This window comes from Nonomuraea sp. NPDC049129, from assembly GCF_040648495.1.
Taxonomy (GTDB): Bacteria; Actinomycetota; Actinomycetes; order Streptosporangiales; family Streptosporangiaceae; genus Nonomuraea.
The window spans coordinates 25,813-49,601 of the sequence record NZ_JBEZDU010000022.1; the positions used below are offsets into that span (position 1 = coordinate 25,813).

Here is a 23,789-nt window from a genome sequence, read left to right on the forward strand (position 1 = left end):
TCGCGACGCCGACCCGTCTCCTTCCACTCCCGAAGGGACATCCCCACAGAGCCCCCAGCCACCCTCTTTGGCCCCCCGGCGCCCACCCTTGGGACCCCAGCCACGACGGCCGCCCTCTTCCGCTCCCCCGAAGGGCGTACCCCACCCAAAGGACCCCCGCCACCCACAGACCGTCACAGGGACCGAGACAGCCGCGTGACGAACCACCCCGGGAAAACCCTCCCCTAGGCCGGGACCGTCAGCTCGATCTCCGTGCCCTCCCCCGGAACGCTGGTGATCGAGACCTTCCCGCCAAGACCCTCGATGCGCCCACGGATGGACTGGGAGACACCCAGGCGACCGGCCGCCGCGGCCTCCTCCAACCGGCCGGCCGGAATCCCCGGCCCCTCGTCGCGGACGCTGACCGTCACCGTGCCGTCCCCCGACTCGGCGAACACCCACGCCCGCGCCGAGGCCCCGCAGTGCGCACGGACGTTGGCCAGCGCCGCCCCGACGGCCGCCGCCGTCTGCTCCGCCACCGGCCCCGGCAGCGCCAGGGGCGTCGCCGGGGTCGAGACCGTCACGTACGCCGAGCCGTACCGCATGAGCAACGCCCGCAGATCCGCCACCCCAGCAGGCGGGGAGGCGGGCCGGATGAACAGCGAGCGCAGGGCCGATTCCTGCTCCCCGGCGAGCCGGCCCAGCTCCGCCGCCTCGCCGCCCAGCTCCTGGCCGCGGCGCCGGACCAGCGCCAGTACCTGCAGGACCGAGTCGTGCACGTCCCGCGCCAGCCGATCGCGTTCGCGCTGCGCCGCCTCCATCTCGACGGCCCGTTGCATGCGTTCCTCCGCCCGCTTGGCCAGCCGCGCCACGTGCCCGACCACCACGCCCGTCATGAACAGCAGCACCGCGCCGTTGATCAGGACGGGCGCGTCGGGCCCGTGGATCCGCAGCCAGAGGTCCGCCGCCGCCACGACGGCCGCGGCCACCGTGCCGAGCCGCCGTCCCCCGTGCACCGCCCAGGCCAGCACCGGGCCCGCGATCCAGGTGGCCGGGACCGGCATGGTGCCCTCACCGGGCTGCTGGGCGCCCTGTACGTACGGCGAAGCCAGCAGGCAGGCCACGGCCACCAGCAGATCGAGCACGAGCAGCGGCCATCGGCGCAGCGCCTCGACGGAGTACGCGAAGATCGCCGCCGCCGTCCACAGCCCCATGACGCCGATCACCAGCCACCCCGTGAGCGGCTCCGCGTAGCCGCGGTGCTGCGCCATCAACACCGCCGCGTAGAGCAGCGAGGCGACGCGGAAGACCGCGATCGCGCGCCAGAACGGCCTCTCGATACCCATGAGCCCTTCTCACGTTCCGACATTACAGGTTGACAGATAGTCGAGATATCTATGTGAATCGGACAGGCCAGCTGGCACAATCCGGTGACCCCTAATGCAAGGAAACTGACTGAATGTCCGCTGTTAACCATTTCACCCACGGCCCGCTCACGCCGCTCCTCGCGTACGTGATGTCGTGCATAGGGTCGATGCTCGGACTGCGGCTGACCGCCCAGGCGCACGCCTCGCGAGGCGCCTCGCGGATCCGGTGGCTCATCGGGGCGGCCATCTCCATCGGCGGCACCGGCATCTGGGTCATGCACTTCATCGGCATGATGGGCTTCGAGGTCGAAGGCACCCAGATCAAGTACGACGTGCCGTTGACGGTCGCCTCCGCCGTGGTGGCCATCGTGGTCGTCGGCACCGGCCTGTTCCTGGTCTCGTACGGCGGCGGCCGGCTGCTCGCCCTGCTCGGCGGCGGCCTGCTGACCGGCCTGGGCGTGGCAAGCATGCACTACCTCGGCATGTACGCGATGAACATGTCCGCGCACGTCTCCTATGACCGAAAAGTGGTGGCCGCCTCCGTCGCGATCGCCGTGATCGCCGCGACCGTGGCCCTGTGGTTCACGATGCGGGTCAAGCGCCCCGTCTGGATCGCCGGCGCGGCGCTGGTCATGGGCGTGGCCGTCTCGGGCATGCACTACACCGGCATGTACGCGATGCTCGTCACGGTCGACCCCGAGCCCAGCGCCGTGCCGGGCGCCGACGCCCTCGACTTCCTCGTACCGCTCATGACCGTGATCAGCCTGATCACGCTGACCATGCTGCTCATGGTCATCCTGTCGCCGTCGGAGGAGGAGCTGCACGAGGACGCCGAGCTGGTCGCCCGGCTGGAGCTGCGCCGGCGTGCCAGCCAGCAGCCGCAGCCCTACCCCGCGCCCATTCCCCTTCACCCGCGGCCCGCCCAGCAGCAGTCCGCCCAGCGGCAACCCGTCCAACAGCAGCCCGCCCAGCAACGGCCCGTTCAGCCGCAACCCGTCTTCGGCGCCCCCGTCCCCGAGCCGCAACCGATCTTGGGCGCGCCTACATCCCCGCAGCAGCAGGGGTTCCCGGAAGATTCGCCACGTTCCAAAATTAGACGGAGGTAGTTGCAAAATCACCTGAGCCCTGCTCATACTCCCTTATTCACCTCTAAGGGACGTGTGCGCCTATGTCGCCGATTGATCACTTCTCCTATGGGCCTCTGACCCTTCTTGTCGCCTACGGCATGTCCAGCATCGGGTCCATGCTCGGCCTGCTGCTGACCTCGCGGGCCCGGCTGGTCAGCGCCAGGGAGGCCCGATACTGGCTGGCGGGCGCGGCGGTGGCCATCGGCGGCACCGGCATCTGGACGATGCACTTCATCGCCATGCTGGGCTTCTCGGTGCAGGGCACGGTGATCCGCTACGACATGCCGCTCACCGCGGCCTCGGCGCTGCTCGCGGTCGTGGTGGTCGGCGCCGGGCTGTTCGTGGTCTGGCGCGGCGGTGAGCGCGCCTCGTACCTGCTCGGCGGCGGTGTCCTGACGGGCATCGGCGTGGCCGGCATGCACTACCTGGGCATGTACGCGATGAACATGGCGGGGGACGTCACCTACGACCCGCTGTTCGTGGCGCTGTCGGTGGTCATCGCGATCGTCGCGGCCACCGTCGCGCTCTGGTTCACCCTGCGGGTCCGCGGCGCGCTGAAGATCGGCGGCGCGGCGCTGGTCATGGGCGTCGCGGTGACCGGCATGCACTACACGGGGATGTACGGGATGTCGGTGCACGCGCACAGCCCGGCGGGGCCGGTCACCGGCGCGAAGGCCATCGACTTCCTGCTGCCGCTGATCGTGGGGCTCAGCGTGATCACCATGGGGCTGCTGCTCACCGTCATGCTCTCGCCCTCGGAGAAGGAACTGCACCGGGAGGCGGAGTTTCGTGCCCGGCTGGAGGGACGCACCCCGCCGCAGCCACAGGGCGGTGCCCGGGTGGCACAAAACGGGGGCGCGCCGGATGTGGATCTCTTCGGCACGCCCCGTTCTTGAGCTATGTCATAGGTACGGCTTGCGGCGCGTGGTGGGCCGCCGACTCGCCGCGGCGCAAGCCGTACCCTGAGGGGGTTGTAGCGGTAACCCCGCCGATACAGAAGCTACGGCCACCCGCTTGCAACCCGCTTTCAATCAGCCGAAGAACACCTCGGCCTCCGCGTAGCGCGACACCGGCACCGTCTTGAGCTCGGCCGTCGCCACGTCGAGCCCGACCCGGACCATGTCGGTGCCGCGCAGCGCCACCATGATCCCGTAGTCGCCCTCGTGCACCGCGTCGATCGCCTGCAGCCCGAACCTGGTGGCCAGGACCCGGTCGTAGGCCGTCGGGGTGCCGCCGCGCTGGATGTGGCCGAGCACGGTGGTGCGGGCCTCCTTGCCGGTGCGCTTCTCGATCTCCTTGGCCAGCACCTCGCCGATGCCGCCGAGCCGTACGTGGCCGAACGCGTCGAGCTCGCCGGCCTGCAGCGCGATCTGACCCTCGATCGGGTGCGCGCCCTCGGCGACCACGAGGATCGGCGAGTAGCGGGTACGGAAGCGCGACTCGACGTACTCGCAGACGCGGTCGATGTCGAACGGCCGCTCGGGGATCAGGATGACGTTGGCGCCGCCCGCCATGCCCGCGTGCAGCGCGATCCAGCCCGCGTGCCGGCCCATGACCTCGCAGATGAGCGCCCGGTGGTGGGACTCGGCGGTGGTGTGCAGGCGGTCGATGGCCTCCGTCGCGATGTTGACGGCGGTGTCGAAGCCGAAGGTGTAGTCGGTGCCCGACAGGTCGTTGTCGATCGTCTTGGGCACGCCGACGACCTTGACGTCGCGCTCGAAGAGTTGCCTGGCGACGCCGAGGGTGTCCTCGCCGCCGATGGCGATCAGCGCGTCTACGCCGGTGGCCGCCAGGTTCTCCTTGATGCGGTCGACGCCCCCCTCGATCTTGATGGGGTTGGTACGCGAGGAGCCGAGAATCGTGCCACCCCGCGGAAGGATGCCCCGTACGGCCTGGATGTCCAACGGCATCGTGTCGCCTTCGAGCGGGCCGCGCCAGCCGTCACGGAACCCGACGAACTCGTGACCGTAGACGCTCACCCCCTTCCGCACTACCGCCCTGATCACCGCGTTGAGTCCGGGACAGTCGCCGCCTCCGGTGAGCACTCCGATTCGCATGACGGGTTCCTCCTATGGGTTTCTTGCCGTTAGTGAAAACATCAGCTCTTCTCAGTCTTCGTCTGAGATTGTCGATATGTGAAGCTCTCGGAGTGGGCGCGGCGGAACGGCGTGCATTACCAGACCGCCTGGCAGTGGGCGCGAGACGGGAAGATGCCCGTCCCGGTGGTCAAGACCGCCACCGGTAGGTACATGGTCCTCGATCGGACGGCCGAGGTCACGGGCCGGACGGTCGCGTACTGCAGGGTGTCCGGCACCGACCAGCTGGCCGAGCTCGATCGGCAGGCGGTCCGCGTGGTCCGCGCGGCCACCGCGATGGGCCTGACGGTCACCGAGGTCGTCGGCGAGGTCGGCTCGGGCATGGACGGCGACCGGCCGAAGCTGGCCCGTCTGCTGCGCGACGCGTCCGTGGGCGTGATCGTGGTCGAGCGCCGTGACCGGCTCGCCCGGTTCGGGCTGGAGCAGCTGTCGGCCGCGCTGGAGGCCACCGGCCGCCGGATCGTGGTCACCGACGAAACGGAGGCCGGCGAGTCGGGCGCCGTCCCGGGCGCCCGGGTCGACGACGAGCTGTTGCGTGACATGGCGGAGGTCCTCACCTCGCTCTGCGCCCGGTTGTACGGCCGGCGCTCGGCCGCCCGCAGGGCCAGGGCCGCGCTCCGGGCCGCCTTCGAGGCAGCGTGAGGCGGCGCATGTCCCCGGCGAGCGAGGCGCATGCCGATGGAGCCGGCACGAGGATCACTAAGATTCTCCGAACGGTTTCACGACCTGGACCGTAATTCTGCCCGTCCACGCGGGCAGTGGTCTAGACCAAACGCGAGCGTAGCGAGCGAAACCCCTCTCCGGGAGGCGATTTCGTGAGTGTGTCGGCCATGGGCAGGCTCCCGGCGGCGGGGAGATCTCAGCCGAACAGGCGTTGGAGCCATCCGGCCAGCACCGAACCGATGGCGTCGGCCGCACCGCACACCACGCCATGCATGAATGGACGACCCCAGATCGTCAACCATAGGTTGACGGTTAGGCATCGTCAACCTATGGTTGACCCATGGACCAGACCGTGCGTCTCGACGACCTCATCAACGCGATCAAGAGCCGTCACCCCGACGGCGACCCCCTGGGCCAGCTCTCCGACGCCGTGACGTTGGGCGAGCACCTGGGCGAGGTGGCCGACCACCTCATCGGCCACTTCGTCGACCGGGCCCGGCACTCCGGCGCCTCCTGGACCGAGATCGGCCGCAGCATGGGCGTGACCAAGCAGGCCGCCCAGAAGCGGTTCGTCCCCAAGGAGGGAGGGCTGGCCGAAGAGCTCCGCGCCTACGCCCGCTACACCAACCGGGCGCGCTCGGTCATTGTGCAGTCCGAGCAGGCGGCCATCAGGGCGGGCAGCGAGTACATCGAGCCCGAGCACCTCGTGCTCGGGCTGCTGAGCGAGCCGGAAGCGCTCGCGGCCAAGGCCATGGTGACGCTCGGCGCGCCGCTGGAGCGGGTCGAGGAGGTCATGACGGCCATGCTCGCCCCGCCGAGTGAGAACGCGCCCGACAAGCCGCCCTACGCCCCGCAGAGCAAGAAGGCCCTGGAGCTGACGCTGCGCGAGGCTCTGCGGCTCGGCCACAACTTCATCGGCACCGAGCACATCCTGCTCGGCGTGCTGTCGCTCGGCGAGGGGACGGCCGTGGCCGCGCTCGACGGGCTCGGCGTGACCAAGGAGGGTGCCGAGCCCGAGATCCAGCGGATGCTCGCCGAGATCCTGCGCGGGCGCGAGGGGAAGGCTTAGGGCTCCCCGGCCGGACCCTGGGCGAACCTGGTCAGGATGTTGCGCGTCGCGCGGCGGGTGAAGGGGGCGGCTGCCTTGGTGACCCCGTGGCCGCACCGCCTTCCCCGCATCCCGCACACCCAGCGCATCGTGCCGGAGGCGAACACCCCGGCCCCTCCCGGGGCGGTGTAGTAGGTGCTGTCGGAGGACGTCGCCCGGCCGCCGCAGTCGACCGGCGAATGGGCCAGCACCTTGATGTTCTCGGGCGAGCCGTCGGACACCTTGTCGGTCTCGACGCCGGCCAGGCCGGGGAAGCGCCTGCCCCGGGTGCCCTCGAAGATCCAGTGGCCGGGTCTGCGCAGCACGTAGGCGGCCTCGGCGGGGAAGCAGTCGTACTCCTGCCCGACCAGCGCGCTCTCCGGCGCGGACGCGCGCCAGAGCGGGCACTGGCTCTCCTTGTCGCACATGATCATCCGGCCGTACAGCCCGATGCGCCAGTAGACGGCGTTGGCGCCGAGGAAGGCCAGGTTCGTGCCGGCGTCACGGGCTTTGGTGACGGCGGCGCGCATGCCGGGCGACCAGTACTCGTCATGCCCCAGGGACACCACGGCCCTGGCTCCATCGAGGACGCCGGGGCGCAGGTCCAGGCTGGTCAGGTAGGCCAGCGGCACGCCGCTGCGCTCGGCCAGTTCGATCGCGGACAGCTCGAAGTCGAGGAAGAGCCGCGCGCCCGAGGTGTCGTAGGGCCGGTCGAAGGTCACCTTGCGCGAGCGGTCGTCGAACCCGCCCGGACCCTGGTAGAGGCTGCGGCCGCCCCACAGGTTGTACGCCTGCCAGGTGGTCACCGCGTTGACCAGCACCACCCGCCCCTGCGTCGAGGCCGAGCGTACGGTGATCGGCACGTAGCGCTGGCCGCCGCTGGAGGCGTCCAGGCGTACCAGGTAGGCGCCCTCCCGCCAGCCGGTCGTGTCGACGGTGAGCGAGGGCTTCCAGTGGGCGGCCGTGACCATGCCCTCCACCGTCTGGGGCGGCGCCTGACGTACCCCGGGACGCGGGCCGGAGTGCCACACCTCCGCCGGGTGGGCGCCCACGCGGAAGGCGTGCGCGGTGAAGCGCGGCGCGGTCGTGGAGACGCGCATCCGGAACCGCTCGCCGGGCAGCACGCTGACGCGGTCGGCGTATCCCTCGATCTCGTGCTCCGCCCCGCGCTCGGTGATGCGCCAGCGCACCGGCCGGGCGGCCGGGACCTCAGCGGGGGCGGGCGCGGCGGCTTCGGGCGCCGAAGCGGGCGGGGCGAGCGGGTGGGCCGGGGCGGCGGGGGTGGTGCTGCCGCACGCGGACGCCAGCAGGATCAGGACGATCAAGGACTTGCGCACAGCGCACCATGGTCACGCTCGCCCGCCCACCGGACCGGCGACTTGGGGAAGTCCTTACGCCCGCAGCACGCAAGAAGGCCCCGGACGCGCAAGGACCTTTACGTCGGCGGCACCCAAGAAGCTCCTTACGCCGGCAGCACGCAAGAGGGGCTGTCGACCTCCAGCACCTGACCCGTCGGCTCGGGTACGCCGTCCTTCAGCGCGAACTCGGTGACCACTCCCGAGTGCTGGTTGGCCACGTACAGGCGGTCGCCGGCGATGGCGAAGTGCCGGGGCCATTCGCCACCCGACGGCACCTCGGCCACCGGCGTCAGGTCCTCGGCCCGCAGCACGGTGATCGTGTTGGGGCCGCGGTTGGCCACGTACAGGAAGTCCCCGTCCAGGTCGAGGTGCGAGGGCTGGTTGACGCCCTCGGCGCGTGAGGCGAGGGCGCCCGCCGACTTCTCACCGTCGATGAGGGTGACGATGCCGTCGAGCTCGCCCACGATGTACAGGCGCGAGCCGGAGAAGACCATGTGGCGCGGCCCGGTGCCCGGGGTCAGGCGCAGCGGCTCCAGCGCCTCGCCCTCGGGGGTGTAGCGGCGGATCTGGTCGGTGCCCAGGTCGGAGACGTACAGCAGGCCGTCGTGGAAGACCGTCTGGTGGGCGTGCGGGCCCTGCTGGCGCTCGGGGTGCGGCCCGGAGCCCTCGTGGCGCAGCACGATCGGGCGGCCCTCGAACGCGCCGCGGGAGTCGAGGTGATGCAGGCTGACCGTGCCGTCGCCGTAGTTGGCGACGGCGAGCAGCTCGCCCTCCGGATCGACCGCCACGTGGCAGGGGCTGTCACCCATGCTGGGCCGCTCGTCCAGCGGGGCCAGCGCGGCCGCCTCCGTGCTGAACGCGCTCAGCCAGCCCTGGGCCAGCTCGCCCACCGCGTACAGCACCGGCAGCTTCGGATGCGCGGCCAGGAACGAGGACGAGGTGAGGCGGGTCAACTCTCCGCCGGGGGTGACGATGCCGGGCCCATATCCGCCTATATACAGGTGCTTCACAGAAGGCATCCTCTCATGCTTGACTAAAGCAATGAGTTCGTTGACAAAGGCAAGAGTCGCCGAGATCAGAGCCTTCAACCGGTTCTATACGAAGGTCATCGGCGTCCTTCAGGCCGGAATGCTCGACTCGCCCTATTCGCTGGCCGAGTGCAGGGTGCTGTTCGAGCTCGGGCACGCAGGCCGGCTGGAGACGGGCGAGCTGCGCGCCCTCATCGGTCTCGACGCGGGCTACCTGAGCAGGATCCTGACCCGCCTCGAGGGCGACGGACTGATCTCGAAGGAGCGCGCGGCCACCGACGCCCGCAAGCAGGTCGTCCGGCTCACCGCGGCGGGCGTCGAGTCGTACGGGCTGCTGGACGCGCGGTCGGACGAGGAGGCCGAGCGACTGCTGACCACGCTGCCCGAGCCGGGACAGGAACGCCTGGTCGCGAGCATGGCCACGATCAGGACACTGCTGGAGGGCGCCGGCGAGCGCGAGCCGTACGTGATCCGCCCCCTGCGCACGGGCGACCTGAGCTGGGTCGTCTACCGGCACGGCGTCCTTTACAGCCGGGAGTACGGCTGGGGCATGGACTTCGAGCGGCTGGTGGCCAGGATCATCGGCGCCTACGACCCGTCGCGCGACATGGGGTGGATCGCCGAGGTCGGCGGGGAGCCCGCCGGGTGCGTGTTCTGCGTACGGGAGGACGACACCACCGCGCGGCTCCGGCTCCTGCTGGTCGAGCCGTCGGCCCGCGGACTGGGCCTGGGCGGACGGCTCGTGAGCGAGTGCCTGCGTCATGCCAAGGCCGAGGGCTACAAGCGGATCACGCTGATGACCCGCGACTGTCTGGACAGCGCGCGGCGCATCTACCAGGCCGCCGGGTTCGAGCTGGAAGCGGAGCACAAGGAGACGGAGAACGGGATCGAGGTCACCGAGCAGGAGTGGAGCCGCGACCTCTAGTTCACCGCCCGCTCAGAGCCTTCGCCTCCACGGTCGGCATCCTGGGCGCGCTGGTGCCGCTCGCCGTACCCTTCCTCGCGCAGGGCACGCTGGGACCGATCGCGATGACCGCGGCGCTGTCGGTGTCGTCGGCCATCGTGGACGTCAGCCCGTTCTCGACCACGGGCGCCCTGCTCGTGGCCAACGTCAGAGGCATGGACCCGGACGTCTTCTACCGCCGGCTCCTGACCTACGTCGCGGTGATCGTCGTGGCGGGCCCGCTCGTCGCCTGGGCGGTCCTGGTCGTCCCCGGCTGGCCCGGCTAGGCCCGTACTTCCGTTTTCCCCGCGATCGGCTTCCCCGCGATCGGCGGAGGTGGCGTGCGCGAACCGGGCTAGGCGCGGAAGGGGCCGGCCACCTCGAAGGTGCGGCCGTCCTCGCGGCCGCGTCTGGCCGAGAAGTAGAGCCGCCCGCCGTCGGGCGCGAACGCCAGCCCCGTGAGCTCGGCCCCGCTGAGGCCACCGAGCTTGAGGAACGGCGTGACCGCCCGGTCGGGGGTGATGACGTCGATCTCCGTCGACTGCCTGGCCACGTAGAGGTCGCCCGAGGGGGCGGCGGTGATCGCGCGTACGCCGTCGCAGATCCGGTCGAGCGTGGAGGTCTCGGCGTCGTAGGCCCACAGGCCGCTGTCGCCCTCGGTGGTGAAGTAGCAGACCCCGCCCGCGTAGTGGCAGCCCTCGCCGCCGTCGAAGTGGCGGGCGTCGTCTATCTGGTGGCGCGTGGCCTTGAGCACCGCGGCGGGCGACGGCACCGGCTTCCAGTCACCGGCGAGGCAGAGCACCTCCAGGGTGCCCTCGGTGAGATCGCCCCAGTCGCCGGGCCTGAACCGGTAGAAGCACCCGTCGGGCTCCCCCTCCGTCAGGTAGACGACCTGCCGGTCGGGGTCGCAGGCGGCGGCCTCGTGCTTGAACCGGCCCATGGCCAGGCGGGGGCGCCCGGCTCGCATGCCGTACGGATCGCACTCGAACACCCGGCCGCGGTCACCGAGCTCGCAGGAGAGCCAGCTGTGCCACGGCGTCGCGCCACCCGCCCGGTTGCGGTCGGTCCCGGACAGGATGCGGTACGCGTCGGCGATCGAACCGTCGGCGCGGAACCGGAGCGCGGACGCGCCGCCGAGCAGCGGCAGCTCGGAGTTGGACACGTAGATCCAGCCGGTGCCGTCAGGGAAGCACGCGCCGCCGTCGGGCGCCGCGTGCCACGTCAGCCCGGCCACCTTCTGGCCCGAGCGGGCCACGACCCGGCCGCTGAACCCCCCGGGCAGCGCCAGATCGTCGCCACCTGGCGGCTCCAGCGGGCCGTAAGGGCTCATCCCGCCCTGCCAGAGCGGGCCCGTGCGGAGGAGAGTCTTGCTGGACATCGTGAGGCCTCCCTCTAGGTGCCACGCTAGTCGACCCCGCCGACATGAATGACAGGGAGGCGCGAGATCAAATTCTGCGCGAAATCTCTGGCCACCGGATGAGCGCGGCGGTGCGCCGCCAGGGACCCGGAGCGCGGGCCCCGGGCTGTGGCGGCGTCAGCGCTGGGCCTGGAACATCCAGTGCTGCTTGTCGATGTCCTGAGCCACCGCGATGAGCAGGTCCTGGCTGACCGGGTCGGGCTCGTCGGTCGCGGCGACGCGCTCGCGCATTCGCTTGCCGACGGCCTCCAGGATGTCGGTCATCGTCGCCACGACCTTGCCGTCCTCGATCCAGCCGTTCTCCGGCTGCGAGAGCTTGGTGGACTTGGCGATGGTGGCCGCGCGGCCGTCCGGGTTGATGCTCAGGGCGACGGCGCGCTCGGCGATGGTGTCCGCGTGCTCACGGGCCAGGGCGGTGACCTCGTCGAGCTGGAGGTGGATCTGCCGGAAGTGCGGGCCGGTCAGGTTCCAGTGCATCTGCTTGGCGAGCAGCGAGAGATCGAGGAGATCGACCAGGGCTCCTTGCAGGGCCGTCGCGACCGTCTTCTTCGCGTCGCCCGAGAGCGGACCGGTGATCGTAGCCATGATGTGTTCCTCCCCGTGGTTCGACATCAGGGTCTCTATGCGATCCAGTCCCCTTTGCCCGCTTTCTCTTGGTTGACACTGCAATAGTGACAGTGTAATTGTGAAGGTATGAGCGAGACCTGGACCATCCGTGAGCTGGCGGAGCGCGCCGCCGACGCGTTGCGCGCGCACGCCCAGCCGCACGCGCAGCCGCTCAACGGCCGGGTCCGCGACGTGCCCGGCGAGCGGTTGATCAGGTGGTACACCACGATCGGCCTCGTCGACCCACCGCTGACCAGGCGTGGACGCATCGCCCAGTACGGCCGGCGGCATCTGCTGCAGCTCGTGGCCATCAAGCGGCTGCAGGCGGCCGGGCGGTCGATCGCGGAGATCCAGACCGCCCTGACCGGCGCCACGGACACGACCTTGGAGCGGACGGCCCACCCCGGCTGGTCGACTCTGGACGAGGACGTCGCGGCGACGGCGGCCGTTCTGGACGCCACGACGACTGGGACGACGGCGCCCCAGGGCGAGGCGGCTCAGGATGCGGCGGATCTTACGGAGGGCGAGACAGGCCTTGCGGAAGGCGAGACGCCTGAGGCGGCGGCCCTCCCCGACGGCTCGGCGACTCGATCCGGGAGCCCGCGCGGCCGGTTCTGGGCCGCGCACCCCGCCGATGCGACCGGCCCCGCCCTTCCGCATCCCCCGCCCACCGACGCTCCCCCATCCACCGGCATCGCCGACGTGCCCCTGCCCGCCGACGTTCTCCGACCGGCCGATACTCCTCCGACCGACGGCGCGGGCCGACCCGCACACCTCCCCCGGCCCAGGGGGCACGGGGCGCTGGTGCGTGGGATCAGGCTGACCGACGGAGTGACCCTCGTGCTCGACGGCGCCGGCCGTACCCCGGCTGAAGACGACATCCAGGCGGTACTCACCGCGGCGGCACCGCTGCTGGCGCTGCTCGAAGAGAGGAAGCTAGCATGAAGATCACTTCGCTCGAGCCCACCCGGTGCCTGCCGGTGCCGGACGCCGGGTTCGGCGCGCTGCGGACGGCGCGCGGGAACCTGCCTCTGGAGAGCGTCGACGTGTCCGCCGACATCTCCGGCCTGATGGCCGAGGTCGAGGTTACGCAGGGCTTCCGCAACCCGTACGACGTCACGCTGGAGGCCACCTACGTCTTCCCGCTGCCCGACAGGGCGGCGGTGACGGGGTTCAGGATGGAGGCCGACGACCGGGTGATCGACGGCGTGCTCAAGGAGCGCGGCCAGGCCAGGGCCGACTACGACCGGGCGCTGCGCGAGGGCAAGCGGGCCGCGATCGCCGAGGAGGACCGGCCCGACGTGTTCACGATCACAGTGGGCAACCTGCTGCCGGGCGAGCGGGTGACGGTCCGGCTCACGCTGAGCCAGCCGCTGCCGTACGAGGACGGCGCGGCCACGTTCCGCTTCCCGCTGGTCGTCGCCCCCCGCTACATTCCGGGCACGCCGCTCGACGGCCCCGGCGCCGGCGACGGCACCGCGCCCGACACCGACGCGGTCCCCGACGCCTCGCGCATCACCCCGCCCGTGCTCCTACCCGGCTTCCCCGATCCGGTACGCCTGTCGCTGACGGCGACGATCGACCCCGCCGGGCTGGACCTGCGGGAGCTGGCTTCCAGCCTGCACGTGGTCGAGGAAGAGGGTCATACGGTACGACTGCGGCCGGGCGAGCGGCTGGACCGCGACTTCATCCTGCGGCTGTCGTTCGAGGCCTCGACCGCGCTGCAGCTCGACGGCCGGGGCGCGTTCTCGCTGACCGTGCTGCCCCCGGCGCTGGAGTCGCCGCGCACGCCGCGTGACCTCGTACTGCTGCTGGACAGGTCGGGCAGCATGGGCGGCTGGAAGATGGTCGCCGCCCGCCGGGCCGCGGCGCGGATCGTCGACACGCTGACGGAGCAGGACCGGTTCGCGGTGCTGACGTTCGACTCGGTGGTGGAGGAGGCGTTCGAGGGGCTCGTGACGGCCTCGGACCGCAACCGTTACCGCGCGGTCGAACATCTCGCGCGCGTGGACGCCCGCGGCGGCACCGAGCTGCTTGAGCCGCTGCGCCGGGCGATCTCCCTGCTCCACGACCAGGACGGGCGCGAACGCGTCCTGGTGCTGGTCACCGACGGGCAAGTGGGCCACGAGGACCAGATCCTGGAGCAGACCGGCGGCGCGCTGTCGGCCATGCGGGTGCACACCGTCGGCATCGACCGGGCGGTGAACGCCGGGTTCCTGGGCCGGCTGGCCGGTCTGGGCGCGGGCCGCTGCGAGCTGGTCGAGTCGGAGGACCGCCTGGACGCCGCCATGGAGCAGATCCACCGCCGCATCGGCGCGCCTCTCGTGACCGACCTGTCCCTCAAGGGCCTCGACGTGGAGCCGGGCACGGTCACCCACCTGGGCTCGATCTTCCCGGGCGTCCCGCTGCGCGTGCACGGCCGCTATCGGGACGGCTCATCGGTGACCGTACGCGGGCTGGCGTCGGGCGCCCCGTGGGAGCAGCAGGTGACGGGCACCGTGGTGGACAACCCGGCGATCCGCGCCGTCTGGGCCCGCGCGCACCTGCGCGAGCTGGAGGACCGGTACGCCATGGGCGAGCACGAACTGGAGGCGGAGATCGTCCGGGTCTCGCTGGAGAACGGCGTCCTGTGCCGCTTCACCGCCTACGTGGCGATCGACACCAGAAAGGTGGCGGAAGGCGAGCCGGAGCACCGCGTCATCCAGCCCGTGGAGCCGCCGAGCGGCTGGGAGCTGCCGCAGAACCCGCCGATGATGCCCTTCATGGCCCAGGCCGCAGTGATGGCCGCGCCCTCCCGCCCCATGTCGATCCCCGACCCGGGCTTCGCCCCCGGCCAGAGTCACGGCCTCATGGGCACCCAGGAGACCGGCGCCTCAGACGCTACCCGCCGCTCCAGGGGGGTCGACTGGGAGGCGGAAGCGGGTCCCGGCGGCGCCCCCCGCAGCCCCGGCGGAGGCTCGGCCGGTGGTTTCGGCGGCAGCTCGGCCGGTGGGCGGATGAGCCCGTCGCCGCGGTTCGCGCCGCCCGCCGCTCCCCGTCCGGGCGGGCCCGGCCTGGAGTCCGTCAGGACGCAGCTGGTCGTCGAGCTCGACCGGCTCCGGGCGCTGCTCGGCGCTCCCGACCCGCTCTACCTGGCGGATCTGGGCTCTCGGCTCGCGGCGCTGGCCGCCTTCCTGGGCGGGCATCCGGAGCTGGCCGCCCTGGGCCGCGAGCTGCAGACGGCGGAGCAACCGGGCATCGACGCCGAAGCGCTGCGGGCGCACGCCATCGAGGTGCTCACCGCACTCACGAGCGGATCCCCCTCGGCCCCGACCGGATCGCCCGCGCCGGGTACGCCCCGCCGCCCGTTCTGGAAGCGCACCTGACGGCACCGCCGTCGAACGCCAGCTGCACCACAAATCTCGCCATACCCGCACGCTAGGCCCGCGAGCTTGACGGTCGCCGCATCACCGGGCACGGCCGTGGTGTATCACCTGATACATGACGCACACGCTGGCCGCCCTCCCGATGTTCCGTGAGCTGGGCAAAGAAGGGCTGCGCAGGCTGGAGTCCGTCGCGCGGCAGCGGCGCTACCCGGCGGGGCAGGTGCTCTGCACCGAGGGCGACCCGGCCGACCAGCTGATCGTGCTGCTCGACGGTCGGGTCAAGGCCGGGCGGGTGAGCGTCGACGGCCGCGAGGTGGTGCTGTCGGTGGACGCCGCGCCCGTGGCGTTCGACAAGACGACGCTCCTGGTGGAGGGTACGCACCGGGCCACGCTGACGGCCCTCACGCCGGTGGAGGTGGCCTACCTGCCAAGCGTGGCGGTGCTCGAGGTGATCGCCACCGAGCCGTCGGTGGCGGCCCGGCTCATGCGTACGCTCGCCCAGACCGTGCGCGACCTCGACGAGCGGCTCACGGACGCGGTCGTACTCGACGTCTCCGCGCGGGTGGCCAAGTGGCTGGTACGACGCAGCGGAGGCGGCCGGGTCCAGCTGCACGCCGGGCAGGCGGGCCTGGGCGCCGAGATCGGCGCGACCAGGGTGAGCGTCAACCGGGCCCTGCGGTCCTTCGAACGCCGCGAGCTCGTCGAGATCGGCGAAGGCGAGGTGACGGTGAAGGACGCCGAAGCGCTCGCCCGCATCGCGAAGACCACTCCGGCCGGCGACGGAACGAACTCCGGCCAGGTTCACCGGAAAAAGGTTCATCGGAGCTACGAATAGGCGTCTATCGGAGTCCGGCGGGCTGTTCTATCGTCACCGTACATGGCGACCTCTCGCGCACCGCTGCGCTTCGCCGAGGCGGTCTCCGCCACCGTTTCCGCGGCCCGGGAATCGGGTTTCTTCTTCGATTTCGACGGCACTGTCGCGCCCATCATGAATGATCCCGACGCGGTACTCCCCGTCCCCGGAGCCGTGGAGCGGCTGAGCGCGCTGGCGGAGCTGTTCGCCCGCGTCGCCGTCGTCTCCGCGCGCCCCGCCGCGTTCCTGCGCGACCGCTTCTCCGGCGCCCCCGGTGTGCGGCTCTTCGGCCTGTACGGCCTGCAGACGGTGGTCGACGGCGAGATCATGAACGCCGGCGAGGCGGAGCCATGGGCGCCGGTCATCCGCCGCCTGGTCGCCGACGCCGCCCGCGATCTGCCGGGCAAGGTGCTGGTGGAGGACAAGGCGCTGATGGTGGCGCTGCACTACAGAGCGGATCCGGCGCTGCGCGGCGCGGTGGAGAGATGGTCGTCGGCCAAGGCCGCCGAGCTGGGCCTGGCCGAGCAGCTGGGCCGCATGGTGGTCGAGCTCAAGCCACCGGTGCACGGCGACAAGGGCACCGTCGTCGAAACGGAGTGCGCCGCCCTGGCCAGGGCCTGGTACTTCGGCGACGACCTGTCCGACGCCCGCGCCTTCGAGGCCCTGCGTACGCGCGAGGAAGGCGACCCGGAGTTCGTCGGAGTCAGAGTGGCGGTGGCGAACAGCGAAACCGGCGACGAACTGGCCCGGCAGGCGGATTTCACCGTGGCCGGCCCGGCCGACGTCCCGGCCATGCTGGACGAGATAATCCGCGCTTTCCATGACAACCGGCAAACGCAATAGCCCGGCCGGAAATTCACCCCGGCTTATTGGAGTCCTTCACCCGAGCCGGAAAGTGCTGTCGAGTACGCGGGGCACCATATTCTGGACGGGTGAGCACCCTTGTCCTGGACGGCGGTCTGGCCACCCGCCTCGAAATGCTCGGCGCCGACCTGAGCGACGAGCTGTGGTCGGCGCGGCTGCTGGTGGAGGATCCGGCGCTGATCCGGCGCGTGCACGCCGACTACTTCGCCGCCGGCGCCGACGTGGCCACGACCGCGAGCTACCAGGCGTCGATCCCGGGGTTCGTCCGGCGCGGGCTCGACGAGGCGCAGGCCGAGCGGCTGATCAGGCTCTCGGTCGAGCTGGCCGGCCAGGCCCGTGACGAGGCCGGGGGCGGGCTGGTGGCCGCCTCGATCGGCCCCTACGGCGCCTACCTGGCCAACGGCGCCGAATACACCGGCGACTACGACCTCGACGAGCTGGGCCTGCTCTCGTGGCACCGGCCGCGCTGGGAGATCCTCGCCTCAAGTGGGCCCGACCTGCTCGCCTGCGAGACCATCCCGTCCTACCCGGAGGCGCGGGCGCTGGCCAGGCTGCTCGCCGAGACGCCATCGGTCAAGGCGTGGGTGAGCTTCTCCTGCCGCGACGCCGCGCACCTCAACGACGGCACCCCGATCGCCGAGGCCGCCGCGTTGTTCGCCGGCAGCTCGCAGGTGGTGGCCGTCGGTGTCAACTGCACCGCGCCGCGGCACATCCCCGGCCTCATCGCCACGCTGGCCGGCGGCCTGCCGGTGGTCGTCTACCCGAACTCCGGCGAATACTGGGACGCCGAGCAGGGCCGGTGGCGCGGCACCGCCGAGCCCGTGGAGTACGGCCAGGCGGCCGAGGAGTGGCAACGGGCCGGCGCCTCGCTCATCGGCGGCTGCTGCCGTACCACTCCCGAGCACATCAAGCAGATCCGCGCCCACCTGTCCTGAGCACCGCGCCGCAGAAGCCCAGAAACGGGAGCCCCAGCCACCACGGTCAGGGGCGACGGCGGTCAGGCCGCGACGTTCTCAGGGGTGCGGCGGCGGGAGGACAGCACGCGGTCGAGGGCGAGCGCGCCGCCCCCGCTGAAGCCGACGGCCAGCGCGCCCGCCGCCAGCGACAGGACGAACTCGAAGCCGCCCTTGTCCACCCCGAACCCGTTGGCCCCATGGACGAACAGGATCGCGCCCGCCATGTCGAGCGCCAGCAGCGTCCCCACGACGGGCAGCGCCACACCGAGGATCAGCGCCAGGCCGCCCGCGACCTCCAGCACCGCCACCGCCGGAGCGGCGGCCGCGGCCAGCGGGATCCCGGCCGACTCGAAGAACTTGGTGGTCCCGGCGATCCCCATCGTGGCGAATTTCTGGTAGCCGTGCACCAGGAAGATCACGCCGACGGCCACTCGGGCGACCAGGATGGCTACGGAACGTGACTGGTCAAGCATGCGCTCTCCAAAAGGCAGTTGTTCAGATTTGAACCAGCACTCTACCCGGAAGTTCAAATCTGAACAACAAGTACACTGGACGCCGTGACGGACACCGCGTGGCTCGACAAGACGGAGATGGCCGCCTGGCGCGCCTTCCTGTCCACCTCCCACCTGCTGGAGCGGCGCATCGAAGAGCAGCTCAAGGCCGCGGCCGGGCTGACCCATCCGCAGTACGAGGTGCTGGCCCGCCTGGCCGACGCCCCCGGCCGCCAGATGCGCATGACGGAGCTGGCCAGGGGCGTCGTGGTGTCGAAGTCCGCGCTGACCTACCAGATCGGCCAGTTGGAGAAGGCGGGCCTGGTCGAGCGGACCACCTGCCCGTCCGACGAGCGCGGCGTGCTGGCCGTGCTGACCGAGGCGGGCGTCCACTGCCTGGAGCGGGTCGCCCCCGGCCACGTGGAGGTCGTCCGGGCCTACCTCATCGACCGGATGACCCGCGGCGAGCTGGAGACGATGACCACCGCCATGCGCAAGACCGAGCAGGCACTCCGGCAGTGACCGCCGCCATGCGCAAGACCGGACAGGCACTCCGGCAGTGACCGCCGCCGGGCGCGAGACCGGACAGGCACCACGGCAACCGCCGTGATGAACGGTGGTCAGCCCTTGGCGGCTCGGGCCGCGCGCTCCATCTCGACCTTGGCGCTGGCGGCGTACTTGTCGACGTACTCCTGCTCCGACAGCTCCATGAGCGCGTACATGATCTCGTCGGTCACGGCGCGCAGCACCAGCCGGTCCTCCTCCATCCCGTAATAGCGGGAGAAGTCGAGCGGCTTGCCGAAGCGGACCCCGGGCCGGATCCCGAGCTTGGGCAGCGGGTGGCCGGGGGGCATCATCTCGAAGGTGTGGACCATGGCCCACGGGATCACCGGCACCCGCGACATGAGGGCCAGGCGGGCGACGCCCGTCTTGCCCTTGTACAGGCGGCCGTCGGGTGAGCGGGTGCCCTCCGGGTAGATGCCCAGGACGTTGCCCTCGCGCAGCACCCGCATGCCGGTGCGCAGCGCGGCCTCGCTGGCCTTGCCGCCCGAGCGGTCGATCGGCACGGTGCCGACGCCGCTGAAGAACAGCCGGGTGAAGAAGCCCTTGACGCCCCGCCCGGTGAAGTAGTCGGACTTGCCGAGCGAGATGACCTTGCGGCGCAGATGCAGCGGCCCGAAGAAGTGGTCGGCGAACGACAGGTGGTTTCCGGCGAGAATGACCGGCCCCTGCCTGGGCACGTTCTCCACACCCTCCGCCCACGGCCGGAAGACGACGCGGAGGATCGGCCCCAAGATGGCCTTGACCACCCAGTAGAACACCCGGCCACCTCTTCCCCACAGCGCGATCTGTAAGCAAAGTCATCTTCGCATCTCAGAACCGATGCTCCTACCTCACCTCTCGCACAATCCACCTCGATCGTGCGACGATCGGGCAATTCCGGGATGAAATCCCACCGAGGAGCTGTTATGCCGCTCATGCCAGGCGCGGAGCCCTATCACCACGAAGCAGGCCAGGTCGGCGTACTGCTGTGCCATGGCTTCACCGGCACCCCGCAGTCGCTACGGCCTTGGGGCGAGTATCTCGCCGGGCAGGGGGTGAGCGTCTCCCTCCCCCGCCAGCCCGGACATGGCACCACCTGGCAGGAGATGAACCGCACCCGCTGGGACGACTGGTACGCCGAGGTGGAGAAGGCGTTCGAAAACCTCCAGGGCCGCTGCGCGAACGTGTTCGTGGCGGGGCTGTCGCTGGGCGGCTGCCTGGCGCTGCGGCTGGCCGAGGTGCACGGGGACGCGATCAGCGGCGTCATCGTGGTCAACCCGTCGATCGTGCGCGACGTGCCGCTGCTTATGCTGGCCCCGGTGCTCAAGTGGTTCCTGCCGTCGGTGCCGGGGGTGGCCAACGACGTCAAGAAGCCGGGCGTGACCGAACTGGCCTACGCGCGCACGCCGGTGAAGGCGGCCGCCTCGCTGCCCGGCCTGTGGTCACTGGTCCAGGCCGACCTGACGAAGGTGACGCAGCCGCTGCTGGTCTTCCACAGCACCGAGGACCATGTGGTGAAACCGAGGAGCGTGGAGATCATTCGCCAGAACGTACCGCAGGCCACGATCGAGGAGCTTACCGATAGCTACCATGTTGCGACGCTGGACAACGATGCCGACAAGATCTTTGCCGGTAGCCTCGACTTCATCCGGACACATGCCTCGGTACCCTTGCAGAGGGACTGATCGCACCCAGGGGGAAGTCGCGATCGCTGCGGAGAGGCCGATCTAGGTGACGCCCCAGAGTGACGAGGACGAGGTCTGGCGGCAGATCGTCGCGTCCTTCAACGACACAGCCGAGCGCGACTCGGCCGACCAGCCATGGCCGGACAGCGAGAACGTACCGGTCGAACCCATCGCGAGGGTGGTCAAACCCGCGGTCGACGAGGACGCCGACATGGAGGCGGAGCAGGGCGACGAGGACCTCGACGAGGATGAGGACGGCGAGGAGCGCTTCGTGCCCCCGCCGCCGCCCCCGCTGCCCAAGCTCGACCTGCCGACCAAGCTCGCCTGGGTGGCGTTGTTCGGCGGCCCCGCCTACCTGTTGATCGCCGCGATGGCCAACTGGCAGATGGAGGGCTGGGCGCTCTTCACCGCCGTGGCCGCGTTCATCGGCGGCTTCGTGGCGCTGGTGGTGCGGATGGGCGACGGCCCGCCCAACGACGGCTGGGACGACGGCGCCGTGCTCTGAGACCGGCTGGGACTCCTTCAGCGACCGGCTAGGAGTCCTTCAGCGAAGGCTCTCTGAGCCCGAACAGCTCCACCACGTCCGTGTACTGCTCGCGGGCGTCCACGGCGTGACCGACCGCCCAGACGTCGCCCTTGCCCGCGAGGTAGGTGACCGCCTGCAACCGCACGCTGTCCTTGCCCTTCGCGGCGCCGCCCCGGATGATCTCGCAGTCGCTCTTCTCGCAGCGCATCATGAACGGCTCGGTGGCCCGCGACGGGTCGAAGCCGGAGATCCAGAAGCGGCCCTTGCCGTCGCCGGTGACCCCGTAGAGCCGCGACTCGGTCTCGGGCAGCCGCTCGCGCTTCCAGCGCTTGCCGTTCCACGACAGGACGAGCGGGTCGACCTCGCCGTCACTGCCGTAGACCCCGCCCACGGCCAGCGCCCGTTTGGGGCCGTCGACCTGGATGTCGCGCAGGTAGCCGCCGGGAATGTCGGGCACGCGCATGGGCTTCCAGGTGGCGCCCGACAGGTGCATGATCAGCGGTGCCCGGCCGGTGTCGCCGACGGCGAACCCGTTGGACACACCATAGAGCGCGCCCGGCTCCAGGACCTTTCCGTCGTCGTCCCTGGGTGACTCCTGGGTGGTCCACTCGCCGCCCTGGCCGGTGAGGATGAGCCAGGAGTTGTCGCGGCTGCCGACGGCCACGACGCGCCCCGGACGGGCGTCGATGCCGCCGAGCCAGTCGCCCCCGCGCATCCCCTGCGCCCTGACCCGGTCGAAGCCGCCGGCATCTCCGTGGGCGAGGTAGGGCAGGCCGTCGTGGCCGTCGCCCACGGCCCACACGTCGGACGGTGAGGCGGCGGCCACACCGCGCAGGTTGCCGGCCCCGGTGGCGTCGCGCAGGGTCACCTCGGACCAACTGGAGCCGTTCCAGTGGCGGACCGTGCCGCGGTTCTTCCAGACGTCCCAGATCTCCTGCTGGCCGACGGCCCAGACATCGCCTGACGAGAGCGCGGTAACGTCGGAAAGCGAGCCGTCGGCGTCCAGGCGGACGCTCGTCGACTGCTGCCACGCCTCGATGGTGGCGGGGCGGGGATCGGCATGCGCGGCGGGCGTGACCTGCGACAAGGCCACGGACGTCGCCAAGATCAGGGTGAGCGCACGCCGCTGATAGCGACGGGTCATGAGCAAATGCTACGGGTTCGCGGACCTCCCCGCCCCGTTAGGGCCTGACTAGCAGCTCGGCGAGTACCGGCAGGTGGTCGGTCGCGGCCGCCAGATCGGCCGCGGCGGCGTCCGCGCCGCCGCAGGAGACGACCGTCAGCTCGGGCGCCGCGAACACCGCGTCGATGCGCTCACGCGGTTGCCGGGCGGGGAAGGTCAGCCCGTCGCCCCGGGGCGCGGCCGGTCGGCAGTCGGTGAGCCGCCCGGCCAGATAGCGCCAGGTGGGCTCGGTCTCCTGCTCGTTGAGGTCGCCGCCGATCACGATGGCGGCGCCGTACGCGGCGGCCGTACGCTCCATCAGCGTCATGGCCTCGTACGCGTGCCGCAGCCGGGCCGCGCCGTGGAGATCGAGATGGATCGAGCCGATGGCCAGCGGCACCCCCTCGACGCGCAGGACCGCGACGGCCAGCCCCCGGACCTCCAGGCCGACGAACACCTTCAGCCGGTGGTGCTCGGCCGCCAGCACCTCGATCCCGGGGCGGGCGAGCACCGCCACGCCGCCGAGCCGACCCCCGGCCACCACGCGCAGGCCGCACGCCTCGGCCAGCTCGCGCCGCCGGCCGCGCCAGTTGAGGAAGCGCGGGACCTCCTGGAGGCACAGGATGTCGGCCCGCATCGACTCGATCACCCGGACCAGCGCGGGCACGCTGTCACGCAGCCCGCGGACGTTGTAGGTGGCCACGCGCGCCATCGCGGGCGAACCCGGTCAGCGCATCCTGGCGAGGTCGGCCGCGCCGACGACCCCGGCGGCGGCGCCCAGCTCGGCCAGCCGGATCTCGGCCAGCGGCCGGTGTCCCTTGCCGGTGAGCTGCCGGGCGAAGGTCTCGCGGGCCCGGTCGAGGAAGAGATCGGCCGCGCGGGAGACGCCGCCGCCCACGATGAAGCAGCCCGGGTCGAGGATCGCGGCCAGGTCGGCCATGCCCTGGCCGAGCCAGTCGGCGAGGCTGGCGAAGGCGGCGAGGGAGGCCTCGTCGCCCAGCTTGGCCGCCTCGGTGACCTCCTCGCCCTCGATCTTGCCACCGGCCAGGCCGAGCAGGATCTGGGCCCGCTCCGGCTGGGCGGTGGAGATCTGCCTGGCCTCGATGACCAGGGCGTTGCCGCTGGCGTACTGCTCCCAGCAGCCGAGCTGGCCGCACCCGCACAGCCGGCCCTCGGGCACCACCTGCATGTGGCCGAGCTCGGCCCCCATGCCCCAGTGGCCCCTGAACAGCTTGCCGTCGAAGACCAGGCCGCCGCCGATGCCGGTGCCGAGCGTGATGCAGACGACGTGCGACTGACCGCGCCCAGCCCCGAACTTGGTCTCGCCCCAGGCCATGGCGTTGGCGTCGTTCTCGATGACGACCGGCAGCCCGATCAGCCCGCTGATCTTCTTCTGCAGGGGCTCCTCGCGCCAGGCCAGGTTGGGCGCGAACCGCACGACCGACCGGGTCTCGTCGACGAACCCGGCCGCGCCGACGCCGACGGCCTCGATCTCCCTGCCTTGGGCGAGCTCGCGCACGACCTCGGCCACCGTCGCGGCGACCTGCTCGGGCTGGTCGGCCGGGGTGGGCTTGAGCGTGTGGGCGATGATCTCGCCGTCGTCGTCGACCACGCCCGCGGCGACCTTGGTGCCACCGATGTCCACACCGATCGTGAGCATGCCCCTGTGTCTC

At 71.2% G+C, this 23,789-nt stretch carries 25 protein-coding genes; 14 read left to right on the forward strand and 11 right to left on the reverse strand.

Annotated elements, in window-relative coordinates; genetic code table 11:
* Positions 1–224 precede the first annotated feature (224 nt).
* On the reverse strand, positions 225–1,325 hold the full coding sequence (locus AB0B64_RS45565) for a DUF5931 domain-containing protein (RefSeq protein WP_357945106.1): 1,101 nt from the start codon (positions 1,323–1,325) through the stop codon (positions 225–227).
* 113 nt (positions 1,326–1,438) lie between these two features.
* On the opposite strand from AB0B64_RS45565, the gene AB0B64_RS45570 reads away from it, so the two are divergent.
* Together AB0B64_RS45570 and AB0B64_RS45575 are read left to right on the forward strand one after the other, a co-directional pair.
* Positions 1,439–2,452, forward strand: a complete 1,014-nt coding sequence (locus tag AB0B64_RS45570) for an MHYT domain-containing protein (RefSeq protein ID WP_358187953.1) — start codon at positions 1,439–1,441, stop codon at positions 2,450–2,452.
* A gap of 62 nt (positions 2,453–2,514) precedes the next feature.
* Positions 2,515–3,369 (forward strand): MHYT domain-containing protein, encoded by an 855-nt coding sequence (locus AB0B64_RS45575; protein ID WP_357945100.1) that lies wholly within the window; start codon positions 2,515–2,517, stop codon positions 3,367–3,369.
* Between the two features lie 135 nt (positions 3,370–3,504).
* Here the strand turns inward: AB0B64_RS45575 and AB0B64_RS45580 are convergent, their stop codons facing one another.
* Positions 3,505–4,530 carry a 6-phosphofructokinase gene (locus tag AB0B64_RS45580; protein ID WP_358187960.1) on the reverse strand — a complete coding sequence of 342 codons (1,026 nt, stop codon included), beginning with the start codon at positions 4,528–4,530 and terminating at the stop codon, positions 3,505–3,507.
* Between the two features lie 78 nt (positions 4,531–4,608).
* Between AB0B64_RS45580 and AB0B64_RS45585 the strand changes: the two genes are divergently transcribed.
* Positions 4,609–5,211 carry an IS607 family transposase gene (locus AB0B64_RS45585; RefSeq protein ID WP_357945096.1) on the forward strand — a complete coding sequence of 201 codons (603 nt, stop codon included), beginning with the start codon at positions 4,609–4,611 and terminating at the stop codon, positions 5,209–5,211.
* Positions 5,212–5,572: 361 nt separating this feature from the next.
* Positions 5,573–6,301, forward strand: coding sequence for a Clp protease N-terminal domain-containing protein (locus tag AB0B64_RS45590; RefSeq protein WP_357945093.1), 729 nt, complete (start codon positions 5,573–5,575; stop codon positions 6,299–6,301).
* On the opposite strand, the gene AB0B64_RS45595 is transcribed toward AB0B64_RS45590, so the two are convergent.
* Positions 6,298–7,656, reverse strand: a complete 1,359-nt coding sequence (locus AB0B64_RS45595; RefSeq protein ID WP_358187966.1) for a N,N-dimethylformamidase beta subunit family domain-containing protein — start codon at positions 7,654–7,656, stop codon at positions 6,298–6,300. The genes AB0B64_RS45590 and AB0B64_RS45595 overlap by 4 nt on opposite strands.
* Before the next feature lie 125 nt (positions 7,657–7,781).
* Positions 7,782–8,696: a lactonase family protein gene (locus AB0B64_RS45600; protein WP_358187969.1), complete on the reverse strand. Its 915-nt coding sequence runs from the start codon at positions 8,694–8,696 to the stop codon at positions 7,782–7,784.
* Positions 8,697–8,718: 22 nt separating this feature from the next.
* Here AB0B64_RS45600 and AB0B64_RS45605 point away from each other — a divergent pair, with 22 nt between their 5' ends.
* Both AB0B64_RS45605 and AB0B64_RS45610 read left to right on the forward strand, forming a co-directional pair.
* A complete protein-coding gene (locus AB0B64_RS45605; protein ID WP_358187973.1) occupies positions 8,719–9,630 on the forward strand; it encodes a helix-turn-helix domain-containing GNAT family N-acetyltransferase in 912 nt (303 codons plus the stop codon).
* Positions 9,612–9,935: a hypothetical protein gene (locus tag AB0B64_RS45610; protein WP_358187976.1), complete on the forward strand. Its 324-nt coding sequence runs from the start codon at positions 9,612–9,614 to the stop codon at positions 9,933–9,935. The genes AB0B64_RS45605 and AB0B64_RS45610 overlap by 19 nt, the downstream gene beginning before the upstream one ends.
* A gap of 68 nt (positions 9,936–10,003) precedes the next feature.
* Here the strand turns inward: AB0B64_RS45610 and AB0B64_RS45615 are convergent, their stop codons facing one another.
* The gene (locus tag AB0B64_RS45615; protein ID WP_358187980.1) at positions 10,004–11,026 is read right to left on the reverse strand and encodes an alkaline phosphatase PhoX; all 1,023 of its coding nucleotides are present in this window, start codon (positions 11,024–11,026) and stop codon (positions 10,004–10,006) included.
* A 156-nt stretch (positions 11,027–11,182) separates the two neighbouring features.
* The gene (locus tag AB0B64_RS45620) at positions 11,183–11,650 is read right to left on the reverse strand and encodes a DNA starvation/stationary phase protection protein (protein ID WP_357945077.1); all 468 of its coding nucleotides are present in this window, start codon (positions 11,648–11,650) and stop codon (positions 11,183–11,185) included.
* Positions 11,651–11,758: 108 nt separating this feature from the next.
* Between AB0B64_RS45620 and AB0B64_RS45625 the strand changes: the two genes are divergently transcribed.
* The 5 genes from AB0B64_RS45625 (at position 11,759) to mmuM (ending at position 17,688) form a co-directional block, all read left to right on the forward strand.
* Positions 11,759–12,616: a helix-turn-helix domain-containing protein gene (locus tag AB0B64_RS45625; RefSeq protein WP_358187985.1), complete on the forward strand. Its 858-nt coding sequence runs from the start codon at positions 11,759–11,761 to the stop codon at positions 12,614–12,616.
* Positions 12,613–15,036: a VIT domain-containing protein gene (locus AB0B64_RS45630; RefSeq protein WP_357945071.1), complete on the forward strand. Its 2,424-nt coding sequence runs from the start codon at positions 12,613–12,615 to the stop codon at positions 15,034–15,036. Before AB0B64_RS45625 ends, AB0B64_RS45630 begins: the two co-directional genes overlap by 4 nt.
* 115 nt (positions 15,037–15,151) lie before the next feature.
* Complete coding sequence (locus AB0B64_RS45635) at positions 15,152–15,871, forward strand: Crp/Fnr family transcriptional regulator (RefSeq protein ID WP_358187992.1); 720 nt, start codon at positions 15,152–15,154, stop codon at positions 15,869–15,871.
* Between the two features lie 42 nt (positions 15,872–15,913).
* Positions 15,914–16,732, forward strand: a complete 819-nt coding sequence (otsB, locus tag AB0B64_RS45640; RefSeq protein WP_358187999.1) for a trehalose-phosphatase — start codon at positions 15,914–15,916, stop codon at positions 16,730–16,732.
* Between the two features lie 89 nt (positions 16,733–16,821).
* Entirely contained in the window at positions 16,822–17,688 is an 867-nt protein-coding gene (gene mmuM / locus AB0B64_RS45645; protein ID WP_357945062.1) for a homocysteine S-methyltransferase, read from the forward strand.
* A 62-nt stretch (positions 17,689–17,750) separates the two neighbouring features.
* On the opposite strand, the gene AB0B64_RS45650 is transcribed toward mmuM, so the two are convergent.
* Positions 17,751–18,182 (reverse strand): DoxX family protein, encoded by a 432-nt coding sequence (locus AB0B64_RS45650; RefSeq protein WP_358188007.1) that lies wholly within the window; start codon positions 18,180–18,182, stop codon positions 17,751–17,753.
* A gap of 84 nt (positions 18,183–18,266) precedes the next feature.
* Between AB0B64_RS45650 and AB0B64_RS45655 the strand changes: the two genes are divergently transcribed.
* The gene (locus tag AB0B64_RS45655) at positions 18,267–18,722 is read left to right on the forward strand and encodes a MarR family transcriptional regulator (RefSeq protein ID WP_358188014.1); all 456 of its coding nucleotides are present in this window, start codon (positions 18,267–18,269) and stop codon (positions 18,720–18,722) included.
* Positions 18,723–18,820: 98 nt separating this feature from the next.
* Here the strand turns inward: AB0B64_RS45655 and AB0B64_RS45660 are convergent, their stop codons facing one another.
* Positions 18,821–19,522: a lysophospholipid acyltransferase family protein gene (locus tag AB0B64_RS45660; protein WP_225298509.1), complete on the reverse strand. Its 702-nt coding sequence runs from the start codon at positions 19,520–19,522 to the stop codon at positions 18,821–18,823.
* Between the two features lie 147 nt (positions 19,523–19,669).
* Between AB0B64_RS45660 and AB0B64_RS45665 the strand changes: the two genes are divergently transcribed.
* Both AB0B64_RS45665 and AB0B64_RS45670 read left to right on the forward strand, forming a co-directional pair.
* Positions 19,670–20,428, forward strand: a complete 759-nt coding sequence (locus AB0B64_RS45665) for an alpha/beta fold hydrolase (RefSeq protein ID WP_357945054.1) — start codon at positions 19,670–19,672, stop codon at positions 20,426–20,428.
* 46 nt (positions 20,429–20,474) lie between these two features.
* Complete coding sequence (locus AB0B64_RS45670) at positions 20,475–20,933, forward strand: hypothetical protein (RefSeq protein ID WP_357945051.1); 459 nt, start codon at positions 20,475–20,477, stop codon at positions 20,931–20,933.
* 28 nt (positions 20,934–20,961) lie between these two features.
* Here AB0B64_RS45670 and AB0B64_RS45675 read toward each other — a convergent pair whose 3' ends face one another.
* From AB0B64_RS45675 to AB0B64_RS45685, 3 genes are read right to left on the reverse strand one after another with little or no spacing between them, the layout of a single operon-like run.
* Positions 20,962–22,098, reverse strand: a complete 1,137-nt coding sequence (locus AB0B64_RS45675; RefSeq protein WP_357945049.1) for a hypothetical protein — start codon at positions 22,096–22,098, stop codon at positions 20,962–20,964.
* A 37-nt stretch (positions 22,099–22,135) separates the two neighbouring features.
* Positions 22,136–22,828 carry an endonuclease/exonuclease/phosphatase family protein gene (locus tag AB0B64_RS45680; RefSeq protein WP_358188027.1) on the reverse strand — a complete coding sequence of 231 codons (693 nt, stop codon included), beginning with the start codon at positions 22,826–22,828 and terminating at the stop codon, positions 22,136–22,138.
* 15 nt (positions 22,829–22,843) lie between these two features.
* Complete coding sequence (locus tag AB0B64_RS45685; protein WP_357945043.1) at positions 22,844–23,776, reverse strand: ROK family glucokinase; 933 nt, start codon at positions 23,774–23,776, stop codon at positions 22,844–22,846.
* Between the last annotated feature and the right edge of the window lie 13 nt (positions 23,777–23,789).

What these genes read in the sequence shown, in the direction of transcription:
- AB0B64_RS45675 (WP_357945049.1), bottom strand. Translation starts at nt 22,098, where the DNA reads ATGACCCGTCGCTATCAGCGGCGTGCGCTCACCCTGATCTTGGCGACG.
- AB0B64_RS45580 (WP_358187960.1), bottom strand. Translation starts at nt 4,530, where the DNA reads ATGCGAATCGGAGTGCTCACCGGAGGCGGCGACTGTCCCGGACTCAAC.
- AB0B64_RS45635 (WP_358187992.1), top strand. Translation starts at nt 15,152, where the DNA reads ATGACGCACACGCTGGCCGCCCTCCCGATGTTCCGTGAGCTGGGCAAA.
- AB0B64_RS45565 (WP_357945106.1), bottom strand. Translation starts at nt 1,325, where the DNA reads ATGGGTATCGAGAGGCCGTTCTGGCGCGCGATCGCGGTCTTCCGCGTC.
- AB0B64_RS45665 (WP_357945054.1), top strand. Translation starts at nt 19,670, where the DNA reads ATGCCGCTCATGCCAGGCGCGGAGCCCTATCACCACGAAGCAGGCCAG.
- AB0B64_RS45685 (WP_357945043.1), bottom strand. Translation starts at nt 23,776, where the DNA reads ATGCTCACGATCGGTGTGGACATCGGTGGCACCAAGGTCGCCGCGGGC.
- AB0B64_RS45615 (WP_358187980.1), bottom strand. Translation starts at nt 11,026, where the DNA reads ATGTCCAGCAAGACTCTCCTCCGCACGGGCCCGCTCTGGCAGGGCGGG.
- AB0B64_RS45680 (WP_358188027.1), bottom strand. Translation starts at nt 22,828, where the DNA reads ATGGCGCGCGTGGCCACCTACAACGTCCGCGGGCTGCGTGACAGCGTG.
- AB0B64_RS45605 (WP_358187973.1), top strand. Translation starts at nt 8,719, where the DNA reads ATGAGTTCGTTGACAAAGGCAAGAGTCGCCGAGATCAGAGCCTTCAAC.
- AB0B64_RS45630 (WP_357945071.1), top strand. Translation starts at nt 12,613, where the DNA reads ATGAAGATCACTTCGCTCGAGCCCACCCGGTGCCTGCCGGTGCCGGAC.
- AB0B64_RS45570 (WP_358187953.1), top strand. Translation starts at nt 1,439, where the DNA reads ATGTCCGCTGTTAACCATTTCACCCACGGCCCGCTCACGCCGCTCCTC.
- AB0B64_RS45650 (WP_358188007.1), bottom strand. Translation starts at nt 18,182, where the DNA reads ATGCTTGACCAGTCACGTTCCGTAGCCATCCTGGTCGCCCGAGTGGCC.
- AB0B64_RS45600 (WP_358187969.1), bottom strand. Translation starts at nt 8,696, where the DNA reads ATGCCTTCTGTGAAGCACCTGTATATAGGCGGATATGGGCCCGGCATC.
- otsB (WP_358187999.1), top strand. Translation starts at nt 15,914, where the DNA reads ATGGCGACCTCTCGCGCACCGCTGCGCTTCGCCGAGGCGGTCTCCGCC.
- AB0B64_RS45575 (WP_357945100.1), top strand. Translation starts at nt 2,515, where the DNA reads ATGTCGCCGATTGATCACTTCTCCTATGGGCCTCTGACCCTTCTTGTC.
- AB0B64_RS45620 (WP_357945077.1), bottom strand. Translation starts at nt 11,650, where the DNA reads ATGGCTACGATCACCGGTCCGCTCTCGGGCGACGCGAAGAAGACGGTC.
- AB0B64_RS45625 (WP_358187985.1), top strand. Translation starts at nt 11,759, where the DNA reads ATGAGCGAGACCTGGACCATCCGTGAGCTGGCGGAGCGCGCCGCCGAC.
- AB0B64_RS45590 (WP_357945093.1), top strand. Translation starts at nt 5,573, where the DNA reads ATGGACCAGACCGTGCGTCTCGACGACCTCATCAACGCGATCAAGAGC.